Annotated in this window: 21 protein-coding genes, 1 other RNA gene and 1 pseudogene; 15 read left to right on the top strand and 8 right to left on the bottom strand. The window is 40.3% G+C overall.

Annotation, left to right across the window (positions count from 1 at the left end; translation table 11 throughout):
- The first annotated feature begins 153 nt into the window (after positions 1-153).
- Both CQA40_RS09405 and CQA40_RS09400 read left to right on the top strand, forming a co-directional pair.
- Positions 154-1,662: a DUF262 domain-containing protein gene (locus tag CQA40_RS09405; protein WP_115520584.1), complete on the top strand. Its 1,509-nt coding sequence runs from the start codon at positions 154-156 to the stop codon at positions 1,660-1,662.
- An 11-nt stretch (positions 1,663-1,673) separates the two neighbouring features.
- A complete protein-coding gene (locus tag CQA40_RS09400; RefSeq protein ID WP_258864533.1) occupies positions 1,674-3,827 on the top strand; it encodes a DUF262 domain-containing protein in 2,154 nt (717 codons plus the stop codon).
- A gap of 152 nt (positions 3,828-3,979) precedes the next feature.
- Here CQA40_RS09400 and CQA40_RS09395 read toward each other — a convergent pair whose 3' ends face one another.
- Together CQA40_RS09395 and gdhA are read right to left on the bottom strand one after the other, a co-directional pair.
- A complete protein-coding gene (locus CQA40_RS09395; protein ID WP_115520590.1) occupies positions 3,980-4,765 on the bottom strand; it encodes a sulfite exporter TauE/SafE family protein in 786 nt (261 codons plus the stop codon).
- 310 nt (positions 4,766-5,075) lie between these two features.
- Positions 5,076-6,428: an NADP-specific glutamate dehydrogenase gene (gene gdhA, locus CQA40_RS09390; RefSeq protein ID WP_115520582.1), complete on the bottom strand. Its 1,353-nt coding sequence runs from the start codon at positions 6,426-6,428 to the stop codon at positions 5,076-5,078.
- Between the two features lie 314 nt (positions 6,429-6,742).
- Here gdhA and rpmH point away from each other — a divergent pair, with 314 nt between their 5' ends.
- The 9 genes and pseudogenes from rpmH (at position 6,743) to motB (ending at position 14,220) form a co-directional block, all read left to right on the top strand.
- Positions 6,743-6,877, top strand: a complete 135-nt coding sequence (gene rpmH / locus CQA40_RS09385; protein ID WP_034560283.1) for a 50S ribosomal protein L34 — start codon at positions 6,743-6,745, stop codon at positions 6,875-6,877.
- Between the two features lie 233 nt (positions 6,878-7,110).
- Positions 7,111-7,605 carry a ribonuclease P protein component gene (rnpA, locus tag CQA40_RS09380; RefSeq protein ID WP_115520581.1) on the top strand — a complete coding sequence of 165 codons (495 nt, stop codon included), beginning with the start codon at positions 7,111-7,113 and terminating at the stop codon, positions 7,603-7,605.
- 8 nt (positions 7,606-7,613) lie between these two features.
- Positions 7,614-8,129: a membrane protein insertion efficiency factor YidD gene (gene yidD / locus CQA40_RS09375; RefSeq protein WP_258864532.1), complete on the top strand. Its 516-nt coding sequence runs from the start codon at positions 7,614-7,616 to the stop codon at positions 8,127-8,129.
- A gap of 16 nt (positions 8,130-8,145) precedes the next feature.
- Positions 8,146-9,888 (top strand): membrane protein insertase YidC, encoded by a 1,743-nt coding sequence (yidC, locus tag CQA40_RS09370; protein WP_115520580.1) that lies wholly within the window; start codon positions 8,146-8,148, stop codon positions 9,886-9,888.
- Positions 9,885-10,841: a Jag N-terminal domain-containing protein gene (locus tag CQA40_RS09365; RefSeq protein WP_115520579.1), complete on the top strand. Its 957-nt coding sequence runs from the start codon at positions 9,885-9,887 to the stop codon at positions 10,839-10,841. Before yidC ends, CQA40_RS09365 begins: the two co-directional genes overlap by 4 nt.
- Positions 10,842-10,877: 36 nt before the next feature.
- Positions 10,878-11,375, top strand: a pseudogene (locus tag CQA40_RS11890) (AAA family ATPase); the annotation flags it as partial.
- Complete coding sequence (locus CQA40_RS09360) at positions 11,352-12,233, top strand: hypothetical protein (protein WP_408941421.1); 882 nt, start codon at positions 11,352-11,354, stop codon at positions 12,231-12,233. The pseudogene CQA40_RS11890 and the gene CQA40_RS09360, both read left to right, overlap by 24 nt.
- A gap of 353 nt (positions 12,234-12,586) precedes the next feature.
- A complete protein-coding gene (motA, locus tag CQA40_RS09355; RefSeq protein WP_115520577.1) occupies positions 12,587-13,357 on the top strand; it encodes a flagellar motor stator protein MotA in 771 nt (256 codons plus the stop codon).
- A 53-nt stretch (positions 13,358-13,410) separates the two neighbouring features.
- Complete coding sequence (gene motB / locus CQA40_RS09350; RefSeq protein ID WP_023927272.1) at positions 13,411-14,220, top strand: flagellar motor protein MotB; 810 nt, start codon at positions 13,411-13,413, stop codon at positions 14,218-14,220.
- Between the two features lie 289 nt (positions 14,221-14,509).
- Here the strand turns inward: motB and CQA40_RS09345 are convergent, their stop codons facing one another.
- Complete coding sequence (locus CQA40_RS09345; protein ID WP_115520576.1) at positions 14,510-15,202, bottom strand: hypothetical protein; 693 nt, start codon at positions 15,200-15,202, stop codon at positions 14,510-14,512.
- Positions 15,203-15,475: 273 nt separating this feature from the next.
- Here CQA40_RS09345 and CQA40_RS11260 point away from each other — a divergent pair, with 273 nt between their 5' ends.
- Positions 15,476-15,652, top strand: coding sequence for a hypothetical protein (locus CQA40_RS11260; RefSeq protein ID WP_181882905.1), 177 nt, complete (start codon positions 15,476-15,478; stop codon positions 15,650-15,652).
- 65 nt (positions 15,653-15,717) lie between these two features.
- Here CQA40_RS11260 and CQA40_RS09340 read toward each other — a convergent pair whose 3' ends face one another.
- The 3 genes from CQA40_RS09340 to CQA40_RS09330 are packed head-to-tail and all read right to left on the bottom strand — an operon-like array spanning position 15,718 to position 19,220.
- Positions 15,718-16,479 (bottom strand): fumarate reductase iron-sulfur subunit, encoded by a 762-nt coding sequence (locus CQA40_RS09340; RefSeq protein WP_023927270.1) that lies wholly within the window; start codon positions 16,477-16,479, stop codon positions 15,718-15,720.
- Positions 16,479-18,449 carry a fumarate reductase flavoprotein subunit gene (locus CQA40_RS09335; protein WP_023927269.1) on the bottom strand — a complete coding sequence of 657 codons (1,971 nt, stop codon included), beginning with the start codon at positions 18,447-18,449 and terminating at the stop codon, positions 16,479-16,481. The genes CQA40_RS09340 and CQA40_RS09335 overlap by 1 nt, the downstream gene beginning before the upstream one ends.
- The gene (locus CQA40_RS09330) at positions 18,450-19,220 is read right to left on the bottom strand and encodes a fumarate reductase cytochrome b subunit (RefSeq protein ID WP_023927268.1); all 771 of its coding nucleotides are present in this window, start codon (positions 19,218-19,220) and stop codon (positions 18,450-18,452) included.
- A 569-nt stretch (positions 19,221-19,789) separates the two neighbouring features.
- Between CQA40_RS09330 and CQA40_RS10905 the strand changes: the two genes are divergently transcribed.
- The 3 genes from CQA40_RS10905 (at position 19,790) to CQA40_RS09315 (ending at position 20,682) form a co-directional block, all read left to right on the top strand.
- Positions 19,790-20,068 carry a hypothetical protein gene (locus tag CQA40_RS10905; protein WP_147290195.1) on the top strand — a complete coding sequence of 93 codons (279 nt, stop codon included), beginning with the start codon at positions 19,790-19,792 and terminating at the stop codon, positions 20,066-20,068.
- Complete coding sequence (locus CQA40_RS09320; RefSeq protein WP_147290194.1) at positions 20,049-20,321, top strand: hypothetical protein; 273 nt, start codon at positions 20,049-20,051, stop codon at positions 20,319-20,321. Before CQA40_RS10905 ends, CQA40_RS09320 begins: the two co-directional genes overlap by 20 nt.
- 115 nt (positions 20,322-20,436) lie before the next feature.
- Entirely contained in the window at positions 20,437-20,682 is a 246-nt protein-coding gene (locus tag CQA40_RS09315) for a hypothetical protein (protein WP_147290193.1), read from the top strand.
- Between the two features lie 116 nt (positions 20,683-20,798).
- On the opposite strand, the gene ffs is transcribed toward CQA40_RS09315, so the two are convergent.
- An RNA gene (ffs, locus tag CQA40_RS09310) (signal recognition particle sRNA small type) lies at positions 20,799-20,896 on the bottom strand.
- Between the two features lie 171 nt (positions 20,897-21,067).
- Positions 21,068-21,205 (bottom strand): hypothetical protein, encoded by a 138-nt coding sequence (locus CQA40_RS11255; protein WP_181882904.1) that lies wholly within the window; start codon positions 21,203-21,205, stop codon positions 21,068-21,070.
- Positions 21,206-21,516 lie beyond the last annotated feature (311 nt).

The raw sequence follows: 21,516 nt of genomic DNA, 5'->3' as shown, positions 1-21,516 counted from the left end.
AAAATCCTAAAGGCAAAATCCTTTTATTAAGTAAAAATTTAGGGCAAAATTCTTATGCAAAAAATCTAAAAATAGAGCAAAAACTATTGAAATCGTTTTTTTTTTTTTTTTTGTAAAATGTGATTTCAGATTCTAGAATTTAAAGGGGTGAAAATGAGTGAAACAAAATCAACGGAAACAATGATAGAAACTTGCGTTTTAACGCTTGGTGAGTTGATAGAGAGAAATGGCAATAACAAAGATTTGTTTAAAGGCATTGCTAGTAAGGTGCTAAACCCAAGCAAAAAGGAATTAGAAAATCCACAATATAAACTTGTAATCCCATTTTATCAACGCGCTTATGTGTGGAGCGAGGAAATGGTAAAAATTATGCTTGAGGATATAGATGAACAAAGGAAAGAAAACGAGAAAATAAAAGCGGACAACAAGAATAAAGGCGATAATGAGGATAAACAAAATGAAAAACGCTATCTTTTGGGCAGTTTGATTATCCACATTGAAATTGACAAAACCGATGAAAATGTAGTCAAATTCAACATAGTCGATGGACAGCAAAGGCTTACGACTTTGGATTTGGTTTTGGGAGGTGGATTGCTAGATGAGGCAGATGATAGCGTAGTGTTAGCTAGTGAGTGCAACACTAAATATAAGACTAAGGCACGAGAAACAATCGATGCTTGGTTTAACAATCGCAATAAAGATGAAAAAGATGAATTTATAAAGTATCTTAAAGAAAATATAGAATTTGTCTGCGTTTTTACAAATAGCCTTGATGATGCCTTTATATTCTTTGATAGTGCAAATGCGAAAGGTGCGAGGCTCAAAGCCTATGATTTGGTAAAGGCGTTTCATTTGAGGGCTTTGGAATCTCAAAATTGCAAGGATTTGATAAAATTTTATGCAAAAGATTTTGAATCTTTGGCGTCTAAAAATAGCGATGACAAAAATCCACCTATTAAAATATTATTTAATGACATATTAGCTCCAGCTAGGATTTGGCTACGAGATAGAGGTAGTTTGGCTAATGCCACGCATTCTACTATCGCAAACCCACAAGAAAGTCATATTTATAATGAATTTTGCAAGGAATTTTCTGCGACATTGCAAACAAAATCACAGCCTAGCACCAATTCTTTGGGTATTTTGCAAAATTTTATCGGCGGGGCAGATTTCTTTGAGTTTTTAGCACATTTTAATAGACTTTATGAAAAATTACTACTTACGGAATTTTATGAAAATAAAATCGCAAGTATTGATGAAACAGGTTTTGCATATAATCGTTTGATTTACATTATGGCTATGATGATTTACTTTGATAAATTCCCAAATGGCAATACAGACTATATGTTACGGCTTATTGCAAGAGCGGTATTTAGTCTGCGCGTAGAGGCAAGTAGAGTTGGCGAGGCTACTATTAAAAATTATGTTAAAGAGGAAAAACTTTTATCACTCATTTATTTTACAAGCTATGAAAGAGAACTTGAGAGTGAGCTAAAGAAGTTTATTGATAATAGAAAAGACAAGGAGAGTGGCAACGATAAAAGAACCAACGCTACGGAGGAATATCTAAAAATGGTGCAAGAAAAAGACAAAAATAATAATGATGAAAAAACTGAATATGAGCGTTACGACATTATGCCACACCCAGAATCAAAAAAATAAAGGAGCAAACAATGAGTAATCAAAATAAAGCACAAAAACAAATGATAGTAGATATTAAGGATATATTCTTTGAAATTCCACCATATCAAAGGCTTTATGAATGGGGAAAAGACGAGATTGAAACACTACTTGATGATATGAAAAAGGCTTATGATGAGAGCAAAGAGCAATACTTTATCGGCAATATCACTACAAGCAAAAAAAGTGAAAATGAGGGAGAAAAATTTATCCTTATAGACGGACAGCAAAGGCTTACTACGCTATGGTTTATAGGATTTTACCTTGCAAGTAGGGAATACGAATGGGAAAAAGAAATAACGAAAAAGGTTTGGCAAGAATTTATTTTAAAGGGTGATAAACTACGAATCGCTATGCCCATACGCGATAAAGAAAGAGAAGCGTTAGAAAATCTTGCTAAAAAGATTCAAAAAAGCGAGATTAAGCCCAATAAAGAGAAAAAATTAGAGCTTTCAAAGGATTTGCAAGGCATTCATCAAAAGATTATTGATGCTTTTTATTATATAGAATTGTGGTTTAATGGGAATTTTAGTAAAGATGATAATAAAAAAGAAATAGATTCTAAGCGACTAAATTGTTTTGCAAATTTTATTTACACAAAAATTTGCTTTGTCTTTGTAGAGTTAGCGCAAAATACTGATTTAAATCGTTTCTTTGTGCGTATGAATAATCGTGGCAAACAGCTTGAACAACACGAGATTTTAAAGGCACGAATACTTAGCGTGATACAGCAAGGTGGTGGTGGTGAGTGGCAAAAATATGCCAAAATTTGGGATTTGTGTAGCGATATGAATAAATACATTTTCCAAAGCGCAAGTGATAGAAACTTTTTAAATTCTGAAAATGAGAGTGGCGAAAAGTGGGGCATTGATACAATTATTAGTGAGTTTAATGAGAGAAATGCAAAAAACGCGCAAAATGATGACACGCCCGATAAAGTCGAATCAATCATTGATTTTCCTACATTTTTGTTGCATTGCTATAAATTATACTCGCAAGATAATAGTGTGTCTATCACACAAGATAAACTTTTGGAAATTTTTAACTTATCAAAAATGGATAGCGAATCGTGTAAATGGTTTATTATAGATATGCTTTATTATCGTGTATTGTTTGATTATTTTGTGATTAAAAACAATGCCGAGCAAGGCAATGGCTTTAGGATTAGGCGATTGTATCCATATAAAGATAAAAATCAAAAAACATATTATCGTTTGCCAGAGGATAGTAAGCTAGTTGCGGATAGGCCATTGCATAATTTAGCAATGATTCAAAACTATCTACGCGTGGCAAGGCAAGGCGATAGGCAAAATTATCATCATTGGCTCACACCGTTTTTGCAAAAACTATTCTATGCAGTTGGAACTTATGATAATTTTGTGAAATATTTTGTCGATAAGGGGATAATCGCAATAAAAAACGATAAAAATGGCAAATGGGAATCACAAGTGCAAAAATCAAACCCTATATGGAATCCTAATCAAATATGCGCACATTTTGCTGGGGATTATGACGAGGGCAAACAAGATAATTTGGTTAAGTTCTTAGAAATACTTGATACAAATTTAGCTATTGCACAATTAAGCGATAAAGAATTGCTAAATGAAACAAATGAAGCGATAAAAGAAGCGCAAAAATATCACGCCGAAACTCCAGCAAATATAGATTTCAATTCTCTGCTAAATAATGGCACAGGGACGCCACATTATTGGTTCTACCGCTTGGAGTATTATTTGTGGAAAAATGGCGTTGAAAATGAGGAAACTTTAAAAATTAAAGACAAAAATTTTAGCGCAATACGCAAGAATTTCTATTTTAGAAATCTAGGCTCTATTGAGCATTTTCAGCCACAAAGTGAGCCAGATGAAAAGTGGTGGCTAAATGATAAAAGCGAAATGGATACTTTTGGGAATCTAGCACTGATAAGTCGTAGTCTAAACTCGTCATTAGGCAAACAAAACTTAGATAAAAAAGAAATTGATATTGCCAAAGAGGGCAATAGTGAGAGTTTAAAATTGGTGCTAATGTGCTGTCTAAAAAATTTAAAAAATAACGACATTAAAGCAAATGAGGAAATCAGCAAGGCACAAGCCCACCAAGAGCAAATGCTTGGCATTCTAATCAAATCGCTTAAAAGTTCGCAATGAATAAAAACAAAGACATAGAGAGAAAGCACAAGATTCACGCGATTTGCGTGAATCTATATTTACGCTAAAAATTTGTAAAATGATATGACACCACACACTTTCTAGCAGACAAAATTACTCACACATTACAAACCCAAAAATCCCACCACCAATCACACAAAGATTTTCTCCCCAAGTTTGTAGCTCATCAAACAAATCGCATAGATATAGATACAAATAAGTGCGTTTCTATGAAAAGCACCAGAGACTTTGCCAACTAGATAAATCCCCACTGCCACACCCACAAGTGAAGCTAGCCCGATACTTAGCCCACCTTGCATAGCTTCCGCGCTTAGCACTCCTGCACGATACAGCGAAGCCGTCCCAGACACAGAGGAAAATATCACAAAAAATAGCGACAAAGGCACGACTTTCTTAGAATCATAGCCTAGATAATACGCCAAAATCGGTGAAATAAGCAATCCCCCACCGATACCTAGCGAGATAGCAAACACCCCTGTAACCATACCAGCACATATCAAAATCACATTCTTTTTCAAAGTTGTGAGATTTGGCGGTGTGGCACTCACTTGAGGTTTGATTTTGAATGCAAAACGATAAAATGCTACAAGATTTAGGGATAAAAAAAGTGCGTTTATCACCACATCACTAAGCACACTTAGCAAAATCCCGCTAAAGCTCGCCCCGATAAGCCCGCCTATACCGATAAATATGCCGTCTTTTAAATCAAAATTGCGCTTTTTGTAGTTGATATAAGAGCCAAATATCGATGAAAAAATCATCTGCATTATTGACATTGCTATCGCGTGCGTGATGGGAAGCCCCAAAAACATCATCGTAGGCACGATGATAATCCCCCCACCAATCCCAAAACTCCCCGCAGCAATGCCTGCTATAAGCCCTACGATGACAAATTTGGCAAAATCTAGCCCACTCATAGAGCCAAAAATCAAAAATAGATTTTGTGTCATTTCGCCATTTATATCCATTGCTACACTCCTTGTGTAAAACGCATTTCACAAAAGCTAAAAATACCTAAATCTAGCCCAAAAATCCAAACACCAAAAGCCACTAAATTTTCGCACCAAAAATCATTACTCTAGCGCAAAATCATATTTATAGATTTCACGCTACGCAGATTTCACGCCACCTTTAGCAAGACGCGTGCAAATACAAAATCTATTAGCACGAAGTTTTGGTGTGAGTTTTTGGCATAAAAACTTGGTGTATTTTTTTACGCGTTATGCTTTATACCACACCTTGGTCTATCATCGCATCTGCCACTTTGCGAAATCCTGCGATATTTGCACCCATTACGAGATTGGTAGGCTCTCCAAACTCTTTTGCAGTGTTTGAAGCATTTTGATAAATATCACTCATAATACGATGCAAACGCCCATCCACTTCTTCAAAAGTCCAAGCATTCATACTTGCATTTTGCGCCATTTCTAGCCCACTCACAGACACACCACCAGCATTTGCAGCTTTGCCCGGTCCATAAGCTATCTTTGCTTTTAGAAACAAATCAATCGCTTCATTTGTGGAGGGCATATTTGCCCCCTCGCTTACGCATTTGCAGCCATTTTCTAGCAAGATTTTGGCATCTTTCGCGCTTAGCTCGTTTTGGGTAGCACTTGGAAATGCAGCAAAACAAGGGATACTCCACACGCCATTGCACCCGCTCTCATAGCGATTTGCAGGGGTGTATTGGGCTGTTTTTTTGGCTTTTTGGTAGGATTCTAGGGATTCTCTTTTGACTTCTTTTATCTCTTTTAGCAGAGCCAAATCAATCCCATCTTTGTCATATATCATTCCTTTAGAATCGCTTGCAGTTACAGGCTTTGCACCGACTTGATATAGCTTTTCTATGGTGTAGGTTGCGACATTCCCAGCACCTGAAACGGTGCAGATTTTGCCCTCTAGATTTTCGCCTCTCTCTTTTAGCATTTCCTCAGCGAAATACACACAGCCATAGCCTGTGGCTTCAGGGCGCACAAGGCTTCCACCCCAATTTAGCCCTTTGCCCGTTAGCACGCCCTCATAGCGATTTGCTAGTTTTTTGTATTGCCCAAAAAGATAGCCGATTTCTCTACCACCCACGCCTATATCGCCCGCAGGGACATCAGTATGCGCACCGATATGGCGAAATAGCTCATTCATAAAACTTTGGCAAAACCTCATCACTTCGCCATCACTTTTGCCGTGCGGGTCAAAGTCGCTTCCGCCTTTGCCTCCACCCATAGCAAGCGTGGTTAGCGAATTTTTTAGCACCTGCTCAAATCCTAGAAATTTCAGCATTCCAAGCGTAACACTTGGGTGAAATCTAAGCCCGCCTTTATATGGTCCAATAGCAGAATTAAACTCCACACGGTAGCCATAATTTATCTGCACTTCGCCCTTATCATCTACCCACGGCACACGAAAGATAAGCGAACGCTCTGGGACGGTAAGTCGCTCCAAAATCTTGTGTTTTTGATATTTTGGCTCTTTGTCAAGCAATGGTTGAAGCGAGCTTAGTGCCTCGCTAACAGCTTGATGAAACTCACTTTGTGCGGGATTTTTATCCTGCAATGCCTTGATGATTCGCGATGAATACGACATAATAACTCCTTTACCAAAATGTAGATTTGACTTGCTTTGAGAGTAAATCCAAGTCAGCCCACATTATACACAATAAATGTTGATACGCAATCACAATGATAAGCACAAAAATTTCACAAAAATTTATGTTTTCTTTGGAAAAATTAGCAGATTTTGGGGGACTTTTGGGTGATTTTGGCAAAAATAAGCACAAAAACTTCGCGCTAAAATTTTGAAAAAACACAAACACAAGGTTTATATAAGATAAGGTTTGCTACAATCGCAGTTTTATTTTATCGCTCCCATTTTTTAATCTTGGGATAAAGGACAGAAGTATGAAACGAACCTACCAGCCTCACAACACCCCCAGAAAGCGCACTCACGGCTTTAGAGAGAGAATGAAAACCAAAAACGGACGCCGTGTCATAAACGCTAGAAGAGCAAAAGGACGCAAAAGACTTGCCGTGTAGCAAATTGCGTGGTTTTCAAGTTTTGACAAGTTTTTAATTGGTTTGGATTTTTTCAAATCTTGGCGCAAACTTGTAAAATCTTGCCAAAGTCTTGCAAAGATTTGTGAAATCTTTTAGTGCATAGAGCGGGTTTAGCACGGAAGCATTGCCAAAGTAGCACAAATCTCGCAAAACTACCAATAGACTAGCCAAGATTATCCTAGAAGTTTAATCACTCATTTTAGAAGCACAAAATGCAAACACTTAAAACAAAAAAAGAGTTTGACACCGTGTATAAAAACGGATTCTTGCGCTATGGAAAGTCATTTGCACTCTATGTGTATAAAGAGCGGACAAATCCACAAAATCCCCACTTGCTCCCTAACAAATCTAGCGAGTCAAAAAATGCACAATCCAAAGTAGAGCACCAAGAATCCAAAATCGGCTTAAGCGTCAGCAAAAAAATAGGCAATGCCGTTACTAGAAACAAAATCAAACGGCGAGTCAAAGCAATACTAAGGGATTACCAAAAAGATTTTAGAGAGATTGAGCGTGGATTTAGGATTATTTTTGTAGCAAAAGCAGGGGTAGATATGCTTAGCTTTAGCGAGCTAAAACGAAGCTTTGAGATGACGCTTGGCTTCGCACTAGAAAAACTAAAGAGCTACAAAAACCACACAAGAAACAACACAAAAATACCACGCAAAATAATCCAAACAAGTATCAAACACACAAACAAGGGAGTTTAAAAGTAGCTATGATAAAAAATATAAATGATACAAAGCTAGATTCTCTGCAAATGCTTACACACTCACATAGCCTAAAAGCACCCTTTAGCGCAAAATCTTTTCCTTATATCGCACTAAAATTTACCTTTAGATTTTATAAAATCATTATTTCCCCCTTGCTTCCTCGTAGCTGTCGCTTCTACCCTACTTGCTCACATTACGCGTATTTGTCTTTTAGGCATTCCACCCCTTTTAGCGCGTTTGTTACTACTTTGTGGAGGATTTTGCGCTGCCAGCCTTTTTGCAGTGGTGGATTTGACTATCCCATCATCTCTACAAATCTAAAAAACATAGCTTCACGCAATGCTATCACAAATGCGAAAAAATACGAAAAATTCCCACGCATTTGCGTGTGGCTTGTCCCGCTAGAATCCCAAATAGATTCCAAAACAAACCCTAAAATAGATTCTAAAGCGGATTCCACATTATTTCAAAAAATGATTGCCAAAAAAAAGACTTCCAAATATATAATAATCCCAAACTAATTAAGGAGAATCCAAAATGAGAAAAGATGATATGAATTCAAGAGTGCTACTTGCAGTGCTTATTTCATTTGTGTTTATCATCGTATATAGCCTACTTTTCCAAGACCCACAAAAGCAAAAAACACAAAGTGCCACCACACAAAGCACGACACAAAGTAGCACACAGGCAAATCAAACAAACATAGCCAATCAGCCAAGCACTAATCCAACTCCAAATCAAACAAACACCACCCAAACCTCTCCACAAGCCACAGCACCTGCTACCAAGCGTGAAATAATCTCTACGATTGTATCAAGTGGTGTAGAAGTAGAGATTGATGACTTGGGTAGAATCGCTCAAGTCTATCTCAAAGACAAAAAATTTATCGCACCCAAGCAAGAGGGGATTTTCACACATTTAGGGCGACTTTTTGGCTTTGCTAGCTCGCCAAATCAACCACTCCAAAAGCTCCCGCTACTCTCGCCAAATGCAGTGTTTCCACTTGAAATGCGCTTTTTAGATGCTTCGCTAAATGCACAAGCCACACAAACACCCTACACTTCTTCGCTTCAAAATATCTCGTTAGATTCTACACAAAATCAGATTCTAACCCTAACCCAAAAACTACCCACACTTACCATTACCAAAACCATAGAATTTATCTATGATGAAGACGGGCTAAAATACAAACTAGACATTGCCCTTAGCGAGCCAAAGGTGTATTTCCTCTCTAGTGGTTCTCGCCCCATAGCCGATGATGATGGCTATGCTTTCCACGGAGTAGTGCTAAAGCAAGGCGGACTAAAAGGCGTAATCGAAAAAATCGAGGACAAAGACGCCAAAGTCGCAGGCGAAAACTTCAGCCAAGTCCCATTTGTCTCTGCCTCTGATAGATACTTCACTACGCTACTTTTTATGCGTGATGAAAATGGCTTGTCCGTGCAAGTTCTTGGCACAAGCGATACCAAAAATCCTATTCCATATATCACTTTAGATTCTAATACCTCCTTAGAGGGCTATGTAGGACCAAAAGATTATAGAGACTTAGCCAAAATCTATCCCGTGCTTACTGATGTCGTAGAGTATGGGCTTATCACATTTTTTGCAAAACCTGTATTTTTGCTACTTGATTGGCTTTATAGTTTGCTAGGGAATTGGGGTTGGGCGATTATCGGCGTTACACTTGTGGTTAGGATTATTTTGTTTCCTCTAAGCTACAAAGGCGTGATGAGTATGCAAAAGCTAAAAGATTTAACCCCCAAAATGAAAGAAATCCAAGAGCAATACAAAGGCGACCCGCAAAAAATGCAAGCCCAGCTTATGCAGCTATACAAAAAGCACGGGGCAAATCCGCTAGGTGGCTGTTTGCCATTACTTTTGCAAATTCCTGTGTTTTTTGCGATTTATCGCGTGCTATACAATGCTGTGGAGCTAAAAAACAGCGAATGGATTTTTTGGATACACGATTTGTCTGTGATGGACCCGTATTTTATCCTGCCGATTTTGATGGGGATAAGTATGTATATACAGCAAGTCCTAACGCCAAATACCCTAGACCCTATGCAAGCTAGAATCTTTAAGCTCCTACCTGTCATCTTTACAATATTTCTAATCACATTTCCCGCAGGGCTTGTGCTGTATTGGACGGTTAATAATATCTTTGCAATCATTATGCAAATCGCTATCAACAAAATCATCGATAAACAACGAGAAAAAGCTATCTTAGAGCATAAAGAGCACAAGCACGCCTCACAAAATCCAAAAGGAGAATCCAAATGACAAAAGTAACTGCAAGCACACTGCAAGAAGCCCTCTCAAAAGCCGCCCTAGAGCTAGACTGCTCCGTAACAGAGCTAGACTATGAAGTAGTCCAATACGAATCAAAAGGCGTGCTAGGCATAGGCAAAAAAGACGCTATCATCATAGCAAACCTAAAAAACTCATCTACCCAGCTAGATAGCACACAAAAACATCAAGAAGCAAACTATCAGCAAAACCAAACCCCACAAAGCAATCAAAATATCCAAGAATCTAGCCAAGCAAATTCTAGCCAAGCAAATTCTAGTCAAAATAATCCCAACCAAAATAATCAAGGCTTTTTTGACGCCTCAGAGTTTGTCGCTTCTGCAAGCCTAGAATCTAGCGAGCCAAGCTATGAGAGTAAAAACTATGAGAGTAGCAAACAAAACCACACAAATCAAAGCTATGCAAACTATGATGAGCCCTACAACGCAGATAACACCAGCACCACGCAAACAAAAAAATTCCAAACCAAAGAGGAAGTCGCTAGCGAAATCCAAAACCTTATCCAAGAAATGCTAAGCTACACGCCCTATAAAATCGATAATGTCAATGTCGGCTTTTATGACAACCAAACACTATCTATCTACATTGACGGCGAGGATTCTGCCTTGCTTATCGGTGAGAGAGGCTATCGCTACAAAGCGATTTCTTACTTGCTGTTTAATTGGATTCAGCCTGCTTATGGATACAATATCCGCCTAGAAATCGCACAATTTTTGCAAAACCAAGAAGATGCTATCGATGCTTATTTGGTGGGAATCATAAACGAAGTCAAGCGAGAGGGTAGAGCCCAGACTAAGCCACTAGATGGGATTCTAGCCTTTATCGCGCTAAAAAAGCTAAGAGGGCATTTCCCCGATAAATATATCTCTTTTAGAGAAAATCCACAAAATGAGCGATATATCATCATCAATGATTTTTATCGCTAAATCTCACAAAAGCCACGCACAAGCCTTAAAAAAGAGATGAAAAATCTAGCCCTTGCCCTGCGACCAAAATCTATCAGCGATTTTGTCGGGCAAAGCCATATCTTTGGCAATGGCAAGCCACTATATGAAGCACTAAAAGCTAGAAATCTCCCTCACTGCTTTTTCTATGGGACACCGGGCAGTGGCAAAACAACTTTAGCAAAAATCATCGCTAGCGAGCTAGGCAGTGATTTTTTGGAGTTTAACGCGACAAATTTCAAGCTAGAAAATCTCCGCACCAAGCTAAAGTCTTATGAAAATGCACTTGTTGTCCCGCTAGTGTTTATCGATGAAGTGCATAGACTATCCAAAACCCAGCAAGAAGCCCTACTGCCGATAATGGAAGAGAAAAGTGCTATTGTGCTAGGGGCTAGCACGGAAAATCCTTTCTACACACTTACAAACGCTATTCGCTCTCGCAGTTTACTATTTGAGTTTAAGCCACTTAAAAATTTTGAACTAGAGCAGATTTTGACAAAGGCATTGGGGATTTTGGGATTTGACATTGCAAAATCTAGTCAAAACCCTAGCCAAAACTCCAATGAGGATTCTAGCCAAGATTTTAGTGAAAAATCCCAAAGTAGCCTACCCCAAAATAATCCACCGCAAAATAACACACAATCTAGCCAAGATTCTAATGCGGATTCTAGCCCTAAAGACAACATAGATAGGACAATCACAAAAGAAGCGTTTGATTACCTTATCTCAAGTAGCGCAGGCGATGCACGCGCTATGCTAAACCTACTTGAAGTCCTAGCCCTAAGCCCACATATCACACTTCAAAGCGCAAAATCACTGCGACCATTTAGCCTAAATGACGGAGCAAGCGAAGATGACACACACTACAATCTAGCCTCCGCACTCATAAAATCCATACGCGGAAGCGATGTAGACGCTAGTATCTACTACCTAGCTCGCCTAATAGCAGGTGGCGAAAACCCAGAATTTATCGCAAGGCGACTTGTCATACTTGCTAGCGAGGATATAGGCAATGCCAATCCAAATGCACTAAATCTAGCCACCTCCACTCTCCTAGCCGTAGGCAAAATCGGCTATCCAGAAGCTCGTATCATTCTCTCTCAATGTGTGATTTTCCTCGCTTCCTGCCCCAAGTCTAACACCGCTTATACTGCGATAGATTTAGCGATAAAAGCCATAAATGATGGCGAAGTCCTACCCATAGCACCAAATATCCTCCCCCACGCCAAATCCTACAAATACCCTCACAACTTCGGCGGATGGGTGGCACAAAAATATCTTACCAAAGATTTGCATTTCGTAGAGTCCACACAAAAAGGCTTTGAAAAAACACTAAATGAATGGCTAGAAAAAATCAAACAAACAAAAGATTAGCCAAATTGATTTTTAAGTTACTTCCAAAATCGTCTTAAAAATTTGGCTAAAATTTGCCTCCAAAATGATTTAAAAATTTATCTCCCAAAATTTTTATCCAAATCCCACTTCAAAGCTAGCCCCAAATCAAAAAACGCTAGAAAATAAAAAACCCAAAAATCTAAAGCACTAAATTCTATCAAATCCTTGATTTTGCCCTATTTTTTGTGCCACTTTATAAAGCGCAAAATTCATCACAAAAAGCTAGCAAATACTCCTTGATTTTCCCTATGTTTTGGCATACTTTTTGCTACAATCGCTAGAAATAGCTTCAAATCTAGCGCAAGCAACTACCCCAACACAAGAGAGAAAAAATGGATTTAACCTCAGTTCTAGGCTTAGTTTTAGCGGTGGCTTCAATCTCGGTGGGAGATATACTTGAGGGTGGAAACCCTCTGCATGTCGTGCATCTAAGCTCGTGTATCATCATTATCCCTACAACGATGTTTGCCGCTATGGCAGGCACTCACGCTTCCGCTGTCAAAGCCGCTTTCAAAGAGTTTAAAATCATCTTTATGCCTCCCAAAGTGGATTTATCCTCAAGGGTAAAAGAAATCACAGAGCTATCCTCCGCAGCAAGACGCGATGGGATACTATCGCTAGAAGGGCGCGCAGCAGGGATAGAAGATGACTTCTTGCGTGAGGGGCTAAATATGGTTATTGACGGACGCGAAGCAAAATCTGTCCACGAAGACTTAGAGATTAAAATTGAGCAAATGGAGCATTATTATCACACCGCAGCGCATTATTGGCTTATGGCTGGTGAGTCTGCGCCGACATTTGGGCTAGTCGGTGCGGTTTTGGGGCTTATGCTTGCCTTGCAACTACTTGATGACCCAACGGCAATGGCTATGGGTATTGCGGGGGCGTTTACGGCGACGGTTACGGGGATTATGACAGCGTATGCGATTTTTGGACCTTGGGGGAACAAAATGAAAGCAAACGCAGGGGACATCATAAAAGAAAAAGAAATGATGATGGCAGGCATACTTGGTATAGCAAATGGCGAAAACCCGCGCAACCTAGAAGCAAAACTATTTGGATTCTTGCCACCGGGCGTGCCTAGAGTATCTCAATTTGAATAATTAGCTAGCAAAATCTAGCGAAGTCTAAAAAGTAAATCTAAAAAGGGCGAAAAATGGCAAAACAAAAGCAACAAGAATGCCCCGCAGGCGAGAAATGGGCTGTTCCTTATGCGGACTTTCTATCCCTATTGCTTGCGCTGTTTATCGCTCTTTGGGCGATTTCAAACACCGATGCGTCCAAAGCCAAAGCGATGAGTGATGCGATGATAAATGTGTTTAATGTGCCTAGGCCTAGCGTTACATTTCAGCCACTTATCCAGCGTCCGCCAGACCCAGGGCAAGTGCGAGAATCCACAGAGGGCAAAATGCCTCATACTTCTGATGGCTCTTCGCCCTCGTTTGCTAGCCAAAGCTCTATCTCACAAATGCAAATGGTAATCCAAGAAGGTGGTGTGCTAGAGCAAATCGAGCAAGGAATCGTGCTTAGGCTACCTGTGTCGCTTCCCTTTGAGCAGGGCAAAGCAGACATAGCTCACAATGAAAATGCCCTATCTGTGCGCAGAATCGCTGAAGTGCTAAACAAACTCCCAGAAGAAGTCAAAATCGATGTGCGCGGCTACACAGATGATAAACCTTTGCCAAAAGGCTCGCCTTTTAGAGATAACTATGACTTAGCCGCAGCACGCGCAAGGGTGGTAACAGAGGGGCTATTTAAAAACGGAGCGACACATAGCAATATATCCTACTCTGCACACGGCTCATCTAGCCCCACCGCACCCAATACCACAGCCCAAAATCAGCAAAACAACAATCGCGTAGAGATTTTTATCTTTACCCAGCCCACAGGGCTTAGAAGCATAAAATCTGTCCTAGATGAAAGTATGAGTGGCACAACCCTAGAAGATGGCACACCGCTTAACTAGGCTTAAGTAGTTTAGATTTTGCTTGTGGAGGGGTTTATAGAAGTTGGAAATTTATGGGAGCTTATTGATTTTGCGGAGGTTTGCGAAAGTTTGCAAACTTGTAGAATCTTATGGAAGTTTATGCCAAGTAAAAATTTAGTGTAAATTTGTTTTGCACTAAATCCACACTTCTTAAAATCCACGCTCTATGATTTTTGGCAATTCCACATTTGCTAATGCAACAAAACGGCACAATAATCAAACTAATCGCTACACCAAAACCAAACCCCCTCCTTATCACGCAAAAACGCTAAATATTCTTTCTCTTTTTTATGCGAAAATAAAATGTATGCTCCTCATCGCCTATTTGGACTTTTAGCTCTAGGATTCCATTTTTGTTTATGCCCTTTTTGGCGATAGCGACAAACCCGCCTTGTGCCCTAGCATTTGGCTTTAGGCTAGATTCTCTCAAATAATTCATCAAAAACACTTTCAAAGCCCCGCGCTTCTCCTGCATATAGGCAATCGAGCTAGGACTTTGGCTAAAAAACGGACTCATCATCGGTGGATAAAACAAAAATCCTTGATAGCCATAATAATAAAGTGGCGAGATATTATAAAAATTGTTTTGTTGCACGCTCGGTGTGGGTGTAGGGATATTATAAAACTGCAAAATATCGATAAAATTAAGCTCACTATTTCGCAGTTTATCATAAGAGTAAATCCTAAGCGGCTTGCCCTCAAATCTCGCACTTATAGCGTCCGTGCCAAAAATCAAAGGTTTGCCACCAAGTAGCTCCGCACTTATATGCACCACCACGACATTATCTTGCAAATCTTTTTGTGCTAGCTCGGCTTGGACTTTGGATAGTGGCTTTGCAGAGCGCAAAATCTGCACGCCCTTTTCAAACACCACTTCACCCTTTGGTGTGATAAAATAGCTTGCACAACCACCAAAAAATATCGCTACAAATATTACAAAAGCTAAATAGATTTTAGGCATAGATTCTCCTTATTAGTAATGGATTGCAAGGAAATATATACCCACAAAGTAAATATAGCTACAACTACATATAGGTTTTAGGCTAGTGATTTTTGCTTGTAAGTGGTTAGTGATGATTTAGCATAAGTGCTGTGAAATGTCGCAGTGGGGGAAAATTTTTGCAAAAATTTTGTAGTAAGTTTTTTATGTCAAAAAATTTGGGCAGGAATTTTAGAGAAGTTTTTAGAATTTTATAGAATTTATCTTTGCCAGATTTTATGAAAAATCATCAAAATGACTTACCAAAATCTTAGCCAAAATCTTAATAGTGTAGAATCAAAGATTTTTATCAACTTCTTTACTTACTTCGTTTATCGACTTGCGCAAAGTCCGCACAAACACCAAAACATAGCCAACCAAATCCCACCCAAACCCGCCAAAATCGCCAAACCCTGCCCTAAAGCACATTAGCCCTAAAGCAAAGTCTAGCGGATTCTAGCGAGATTTTAGGCAGATTTGGCAAGCCAAAAAAGCCATTATGCGTTTGCTTTCTTTGAGCCTTGCTCTACGCTTACCATTTTGCGGCGCAAATATGCGATTTTGCTTTGCAATGGCAAGTTTTTAGGGCAAGTGTCGTGGCAAGCGATTAGGCTCATACAGCCAAACACGCCATCATCATCGCCCACGATTTCATACCAATCCTCATCACTGCGCTTATCGTGAGAATCTATCATAAAGCGCACGATACGATTCATACCTGCACCACCGATGAAGTCATCACGCATTATCTTTGTAGCGCAAGAAGCGATACAGCACCCACACTCTATACATCTATCAAGCTCAAACACCTCATCAGCTTCTTTTGGCTCAATAGGTTTTTCTAGCTTAGAAATATCCACTTCCTCATTTGTATGCACCCAGCTTTCTACGCGCTTTGTCATACCTGCAAACCACTCGCCTGTATTGACACTCAAGTCTTTGATAAGTCTAAACGCAGGCAATGGCATAAGCGTAATCACGCCATCAGGGAAGTCTTTTGTAAGCGTGCGACACGCAAGTCTTGGGCGTCCATTTATCATCATAGAGCAGCTTCCGCAAATCCCCGCACGACACACAAAGTCAAAACTCAAATCAGGGTCTTGATTTTCGCGTATCATATTTAGCACGATAAAAATCGTCATAGAATCAGTCTCTTCGATTTTATACTCGGCAAAATGTGGCTTAGATACCGCGCTTTTTGGGTCAAATTTAAGCGCACGAATAGTTAGGATTCTCCCTTTTTTGCTGTTGTTTTCCATTACTTATCTCCTAGTCGTTGGTTTCTAGCCTTGTATTTTGGCTGCAAGTTAAATTCCATTAACGCTTCTTGTAGCTCGTATCTGTCGCCACCTTTAGCTTGGATTTCAGCAGTGATTTTATCGATTTGCTCTTGTCGCTTTGCAGAGAGCGGATTTTCGATAATCATACCCTTTGCTCCATATCCACGGAATCCGGGCGCAATCTCCATTTTCATAATGTCAAGCTCCTCGTAAGTTACCGTAGGCATTGTTTGGCTTGGGTCTTCCCAGCTTGTGAGTGTGCGCTTTAGCCACTTTTCATCATCGCGTTTTGGATAGTCTTCGCGTGTGTGTGCCCCACGAGATTCTGTCCTATCAAGCGCGCCTTTTGCCACGCAAAGTGCTAGTTTTAGCATTTTTGGTGTGCGATAGGCATCTTCTAGCTCGGGGTTGTTGTGGAGTTTTTTGTTTGAGATGCCGATATTTTTAGCGCGTTTATATAGCTCTTCTAGTCGCTTCACAGCGTCTTCTAGTCCTTTGCCATCGCGGAAAATCCCCACATCTTCTTCCATTATCTCTTTCATAGCGTTTTTGATAGCATAGACATTTTCGCTACCGCTATTGTTTACAAGAGATTCTAGGTAAGCCTGCTCTTTTTGGACAAATTTTTCAAGCACAGAAGTATGGATATTTGCTTGAGAATCCACACAATGCTGCGCGAAATAATCCCCAATAATCATACCTGCTACCACCGCTTCACTCACAGAGTTACCACCAAGTCGGTTAAACCCGTGCATATCCCAGCACGCCGCTTCGCCCGCAGCAAATAGCCCTTTTAGGTAAGTCTCGCCCTTGTAGTTGGTGCGGATTCCACCCATTGAGTAGTGCTGCATAGGCTTGACAGGTGCCCACTTCTCTGCGGGGTCAAGCCCTGCAAACACTTCGCAGATTTCTTGGACATCGCGTAGATTTCGCTCAATATGCTCTCTACCCAAAATCGTAATATCAAGCCACAAGTGGTCTCCATAAGGAGATTTTACGCCCTTGCCCTCACGGATTCGCTGAATCATTCTGCGGGAAACGACATCTCGGCTTGCAAGCTCCTTTTTCTCTGGCTCATAGTCTGGCATAAAGCGATAGCCATCGACATCGCGCAAAAGCCCACCATCTCCACGACAACCCTCTGTAAGTAGGATTCCGCTTGGGAAAAGTGGAGTTGGGTGGAATTGCACCGCTTCCATATTGCCTAGCTTTGCTATGCCTGTTTCAAGCGCGATAGCAAGCCCTATGCCCTCGCATATTACGGCGTTGGTAGTGTTTTTGTAGATTCTGCCATAGCCACCTGTGGCGATAAGTGTGCCTTTTGATACATACGCGATTAGCTCGCCATTTTCCAAATCTCTTACCACAGCCCCATAGCACACGCCGTCTTGGTGGATAAGCGCAATTGCTTCTTTTCTGTCTTGTATATCTGCGCCGTGCTTATAGGCTTCGTTTGCCACAGCATATAGCATAGAGTGTCCTGTGGCATCAGAAGTATAGCAAGTGCGCCATTTTTTGGTCCCACCGAAGTCGCGAGAGTGGATATATCCGTGCCTAAAGTCCTCTTCGGTAATCGTGGTTTTTTGCGCATTGATAACCGCTGTCCTATCGCCTTTTTGGATTCTCGTCCAAGCCACACCCCAAGATGCAAGCTCTCTAATAGCTTTTGGCGCAGTGGTTACAAACATTCTAGCGACATCTTGGTCGCAACCCCAGTCGCTTCCCTTTACCGTGTCGGCAAAGTGCAAGTCCTCATTATCGCCATCACTCATTTTTGAGTTGCCTAGACTTGCTTGCATACCACCTTGTGCAGCAGCAGAGTGGCTACGGCGCACAGGCACGAGTGAAAGCACAATCGTGCTAAGTCCTTTTTGTCTTGCGGCTACGGCTGCACGAAGCCCTGCCAAGCCTCCACCGATGATTAACGCGTCTGAATATACTACTTTCATCTACTCTCCTTTTCCTTGTGTTTGTTCATCTATCACTCTATAATCGTGTATGCTTTTGTGCGGGTCTAAATCTAGCCCGATTTTGACATACGCGGCAAAAGAGCATATACCAAGCACGATAAAAAACACAGACATAGCCCACTTGATAGAGCGCAATGTCTTTAGCCCTAGTCCCTCAAACCAACCCCACTTGATACAAAGGCGATATAGCCCGATAGAGCCGTGTAGCTCGACTGCAAAAAGTAGGAAAATGTAAAGTAGCCAAAAGTTTTGCTGAACGAAGCGGAATGAAGAAGTAAGTGGTCCTATGTTTTCAGGTTGAGTGAGATTGACAAAAAGGTGTGGCATAGCAAGGAAAAACATCGCAAATCCTGTGCAAGCCTGTATCGCCCACAATGTCGTATCGCCGTGCCTCATCAAGTTTTTGTGTGTTTTTAGCTTGATGAATTGGCGGTAGTTGATAGGGAATTTCCTCATCGCCAAAAACGCGTGCGCCACAAACGCAACAATCACAATAGCCGCTATAAATGCCACGATTTCGGGCTTGCCAGCTTCGCCAAAGATGAAGCTACCCTCAAACATTTTGGTAATCGTAAACATTGCCTCTTTGCTGATAAGTATGCTCGATACAAAAAACAAATGAGCAATCATAAACAACCCCAAAAACAGCCCTGTGGCACTTTGCCAAAAATCTAGCACGGCGGGCATTCTGCTTTTTTTGCGCTCTTTGGTAACGCCCGTGTAGCTCTCAATAATACTCTCGTCTCGCATAATCTCTCCTTTCCAAGACTTGAATCTAAGACATAAAATCTCGCCCCAAAAACACGCACAAAACCTTAGAATCTAGGCATAAAATCTACAAATCACTTGCTTGCGAAATCTAGCATATCCCCAAAAACAAATGTAGAGTGGCATTCTCAAAAAAGCGATGAGAAATTATAATATAAATCAATAACAATTTATCAAAAAGTTGGGAATTTTGCGAAAAAATTGTTAAGATTTTGCAAAGTTTGTGTGCATTTATGTAGAATAAATAGAAATAGAATATATCTATGAAATATCGCTGTATCAATAGCTTTATGCGCATTTTGGCAAAAAATATGAAGTTTTTTTCTCAAAACTTTTATCCACAAATATTGTCAAAATTCTACAAAATCTAGCAAAATCTAAAGGCAAAATGCACCCCAAAATATGCACTTGTAAAAAATAAAAACCACAAAAATATCTAATGTGTTTTCATAGTATTTTTGCAATCTTTTTGAGAAGTCGCAGGAAATAGCAAGAAATAAAACGGCAAGAAATAATGTGGCAAAAAGTAATGTGGTAAGAAGTAATGTGAAGTGGTAAAACGACAAAAGAAGTCAAAAATCGTGGAAATAGCAAGCCGATTGCCACGCCTTTATTTGTCATTGCGAGTTTTGCCTTTTGGGCAAGATATGGCAATCCAAAAGCTCGTCATTGCGAGAGAATCCGCAAGGATTCTCGTGGTAGCCACCACGCCGTCATTGCGAGCAAATGCGTTAGCATTTGCGTGGCAATCCAAAATGAAGCCGAAGTTTTTTAGTAATCCACGCCCAATCGTCATTGCGAGCGAACGAAGTGAGCGCGGCAATCCATAAAATCAAAGAAAAAACATTAGCGCACAAAAGGGCGATAACACTTGATAGATTGCCACGATTCTGCACTCTCAAGCGGAATTTCGCAATGATAAAGCGGCATTTGGATTGCCACGAATTTGACAAGTCAAATTCTCGCAATGACGAAAAATTGACACACAATGCAAAATCAGTGTGCAATGACGAATTTTTCCGCGCTTTGCTAATGCAAAAGATACCCACCCCCAAACCCCCTCCGCAGAGGGAGGGGGCTTAAAGAAGCCAAACGCGCTTACTCTAAGGGAGGGGACTTTAAAGTCGCACCCCACGCACACAATGCAAAATCTGTAAACAATGACAACCAATCGTCATTGTGAGCGAGCAAAGCGAGCGTGGCAATCTACAACGCCGTCATTGCGAGAGAATCCGCAAGGATTCTCGTGGCAATCCACCACGCCCCGTCATTGCGAGACTTGACGAAGTCAAGTCGTGGCAATCCATTTTCTGCATCAATCGTATTTGATTTTGGATTACTAAAGAAACTGCGCTACGCTTGTTTTGCCACGCTCGCCTTCCTCGCTCGCAATGATGAACTTGATGAGATTTTTGACTGCCACGATTTGCTTTATAAAAAGTGAAGTTTATTTAGAAAATAAACACGATAAAGATTCTATTTGGTAAAAACGCAATGTTAAGTTAGTGTAAGTTTATAAAAAGTAGTTTTTGGATTTTATAAGATTTTCAAAAGCAAAACCCCTCTTTAGATACCTACGGCACAGGCAAAATCCAAGTGCTCTGCTGTGTTTCCACCCTGAAGCGTTGCCTAGAAGCCACCTTGCATAGGTCTAAAAAGGAGCGGACAGATTTTAGCCAAAATCTACTTAAAAATGCTTTAATCAATCACGCTTCCTAGAAAAACCATTTTTGCACTTATCATAAAACTATTTGAAAAACCACTTAGATAAACCACCTTAGCGCAAACAAAATATTGCCATACTTAAGACTTGCCAAGAAGTCGAAGTATTACAAGCTGATTTGGTTTGCTTCTTTAAAAGCCCCCTCCCTTTGCGGAGGGGGTTTGGGGGTGGGTAAGTCTTTATTCATTACGAGTTGATTGTTCGTCATTGCGAGATTCCGCGCGAAAGTGCGTAATCGTGGCAATCTATTTCTTTTTTTTGTAGATTGCCACGCAAGTCTTTCGACTTGCTCGCAATGACGGCGTGGCGAGTTGCTACGAATGCTAAGCACTTCTCACAAAACAAGCGTAGCGAAGTTTCTTTAGAAAACAAGCAAAGCGCAGTTTCTTTAGTAATCCACGCCTTTACTTGTTATCGCGATATTTTTCTAAAGAAACTGCACTTCATCTTACACTCCCCACAACCATAGCGCAAAATCTCATTCCTAGCACCAACAAGAGAGAATGTGGCGTTAGGCTTAAGGTTTTGCCTGCTTTGAAGCAAAGTCTATTCATT

Origin of the sequence: Helicobacter sp. MIT 01-3238 (assembly GCF_003364135.1) — a bacterium.
GTDB lineage: Bacteria > Campylobacterota > Campylobacteria > Campylobacterales > Helicobacteraceae > Helicobacter_B.
This window is presented reverse-complemented; position numbering and strand designations above follow the sequence as displayed.

Bases quoted from the DNA above. Each gene is read 5' to 3' on its own strand.
- CQA40_RS09405 (WP_115520584.1), top strand. From the start codon at position 154: ATGAGTGAAACAAAATCAACGGAAACAATGATAGAAACTTGCGTTTTA.
- CQA40_RS09400 (WP_258864533.1), top strand. From the start codon at position 1,674: ATGAGTAATCAAAATAAAGCACAAAAACAAATGATAGTAGATATTAAG.
- CQA40_RS09395 (WP_115520590.1), bottom strand. From the start codon at position 4,765: ATGAGTGGGCTAGATTTTGCCAAATTTGTCATCGTAGGGCTTATAGCA.
- gdhA (WP_115520582.1), bottom strand. From the start codon at position 6,428: ATGTCGTATTCATCGCGAATCATCAAGGCATTGCAGGATAAAAATCCC.
- rpmH (WP_034560283.1), top strand. From the start codon at position 6,743: ATGAAACGAACCTACCAGCCTCACAACACCCCCAGAAAGCGCACTCAC.
- rnpA (WP_115520581.1), top strand. From the start codon at position 7,111: ATGCAAACACTTAAAACAAAAAAAGAGTTTGACACCGTGTATAAAAAC.
- yidD (WP_258864532.1), top strand. From the start codon at position 7,614: ATGATAAAAAATATAAATGATACAAAGCTAGATTCTCTGCAAATGCTT.
- yidC (WP_115520580.1), top strand. From the start codon at position 8,146: ATGAGAAAAGATGATATGAATTCAAGAGTGCTACTTGCAGTGCTTATT.
- CQA40_RS09365 (WP_115520579.1), top strand. From the start codon at position 9,885: ATGACAAAAGTAACTGCAAGCACACTGCAAGAAGCCCTCTCAAAAGCC.
- motA (WP_115520577.1), top strand. From the start codon at position 12,587: ATGGATTTAACCTCAGTTCTAGGCTTAGTTTTAGCGGTGGCTTCAATC.
- motB (WP_023927272.1), top strand. From the start codon at position 13,411: ATGGCAAAACAAAAGCAACAAGAATGCCCCGCAGGCGAGAAATGGGCT.
- CQA40_RS09345 (WP_115520576.1), bottom strand. From the start codon at position 15,202: ATGCCTAAAATCTATTTAGCTTTTGTAATATTTGTAGCGATATTTTTT.
- CQA40_RS11260 (WP_181882905.1), top strand. From the start codon at position 15,476: ATGACTTACCAAAATCTTAGCCAAAATCTTAATAGTGTAGAATCAAAG.
- CQA40_RS09340 (WP_023927270.1), bottom strand. From the start codon at position 16,479: ATGGAAAACAACAGCAAAAAAGGGAGAATCCTAACTATTCGTGCGCTT.
- CQA40_RS09335 (WP_023927269.1), bottom strand. From the start codon at position 18,449: ATGAAAGTAGTATATTCAGACGCGTTAATCATCGGTGGAGGCTTGGCA.
- CQA40_RS09330 (WP_023927268.1), bottom strand. From the start codon at position 19,220: ATGCGAGACGAGAGTATTATTGAGAGCTACACGGGCGTTACCAAAGAG.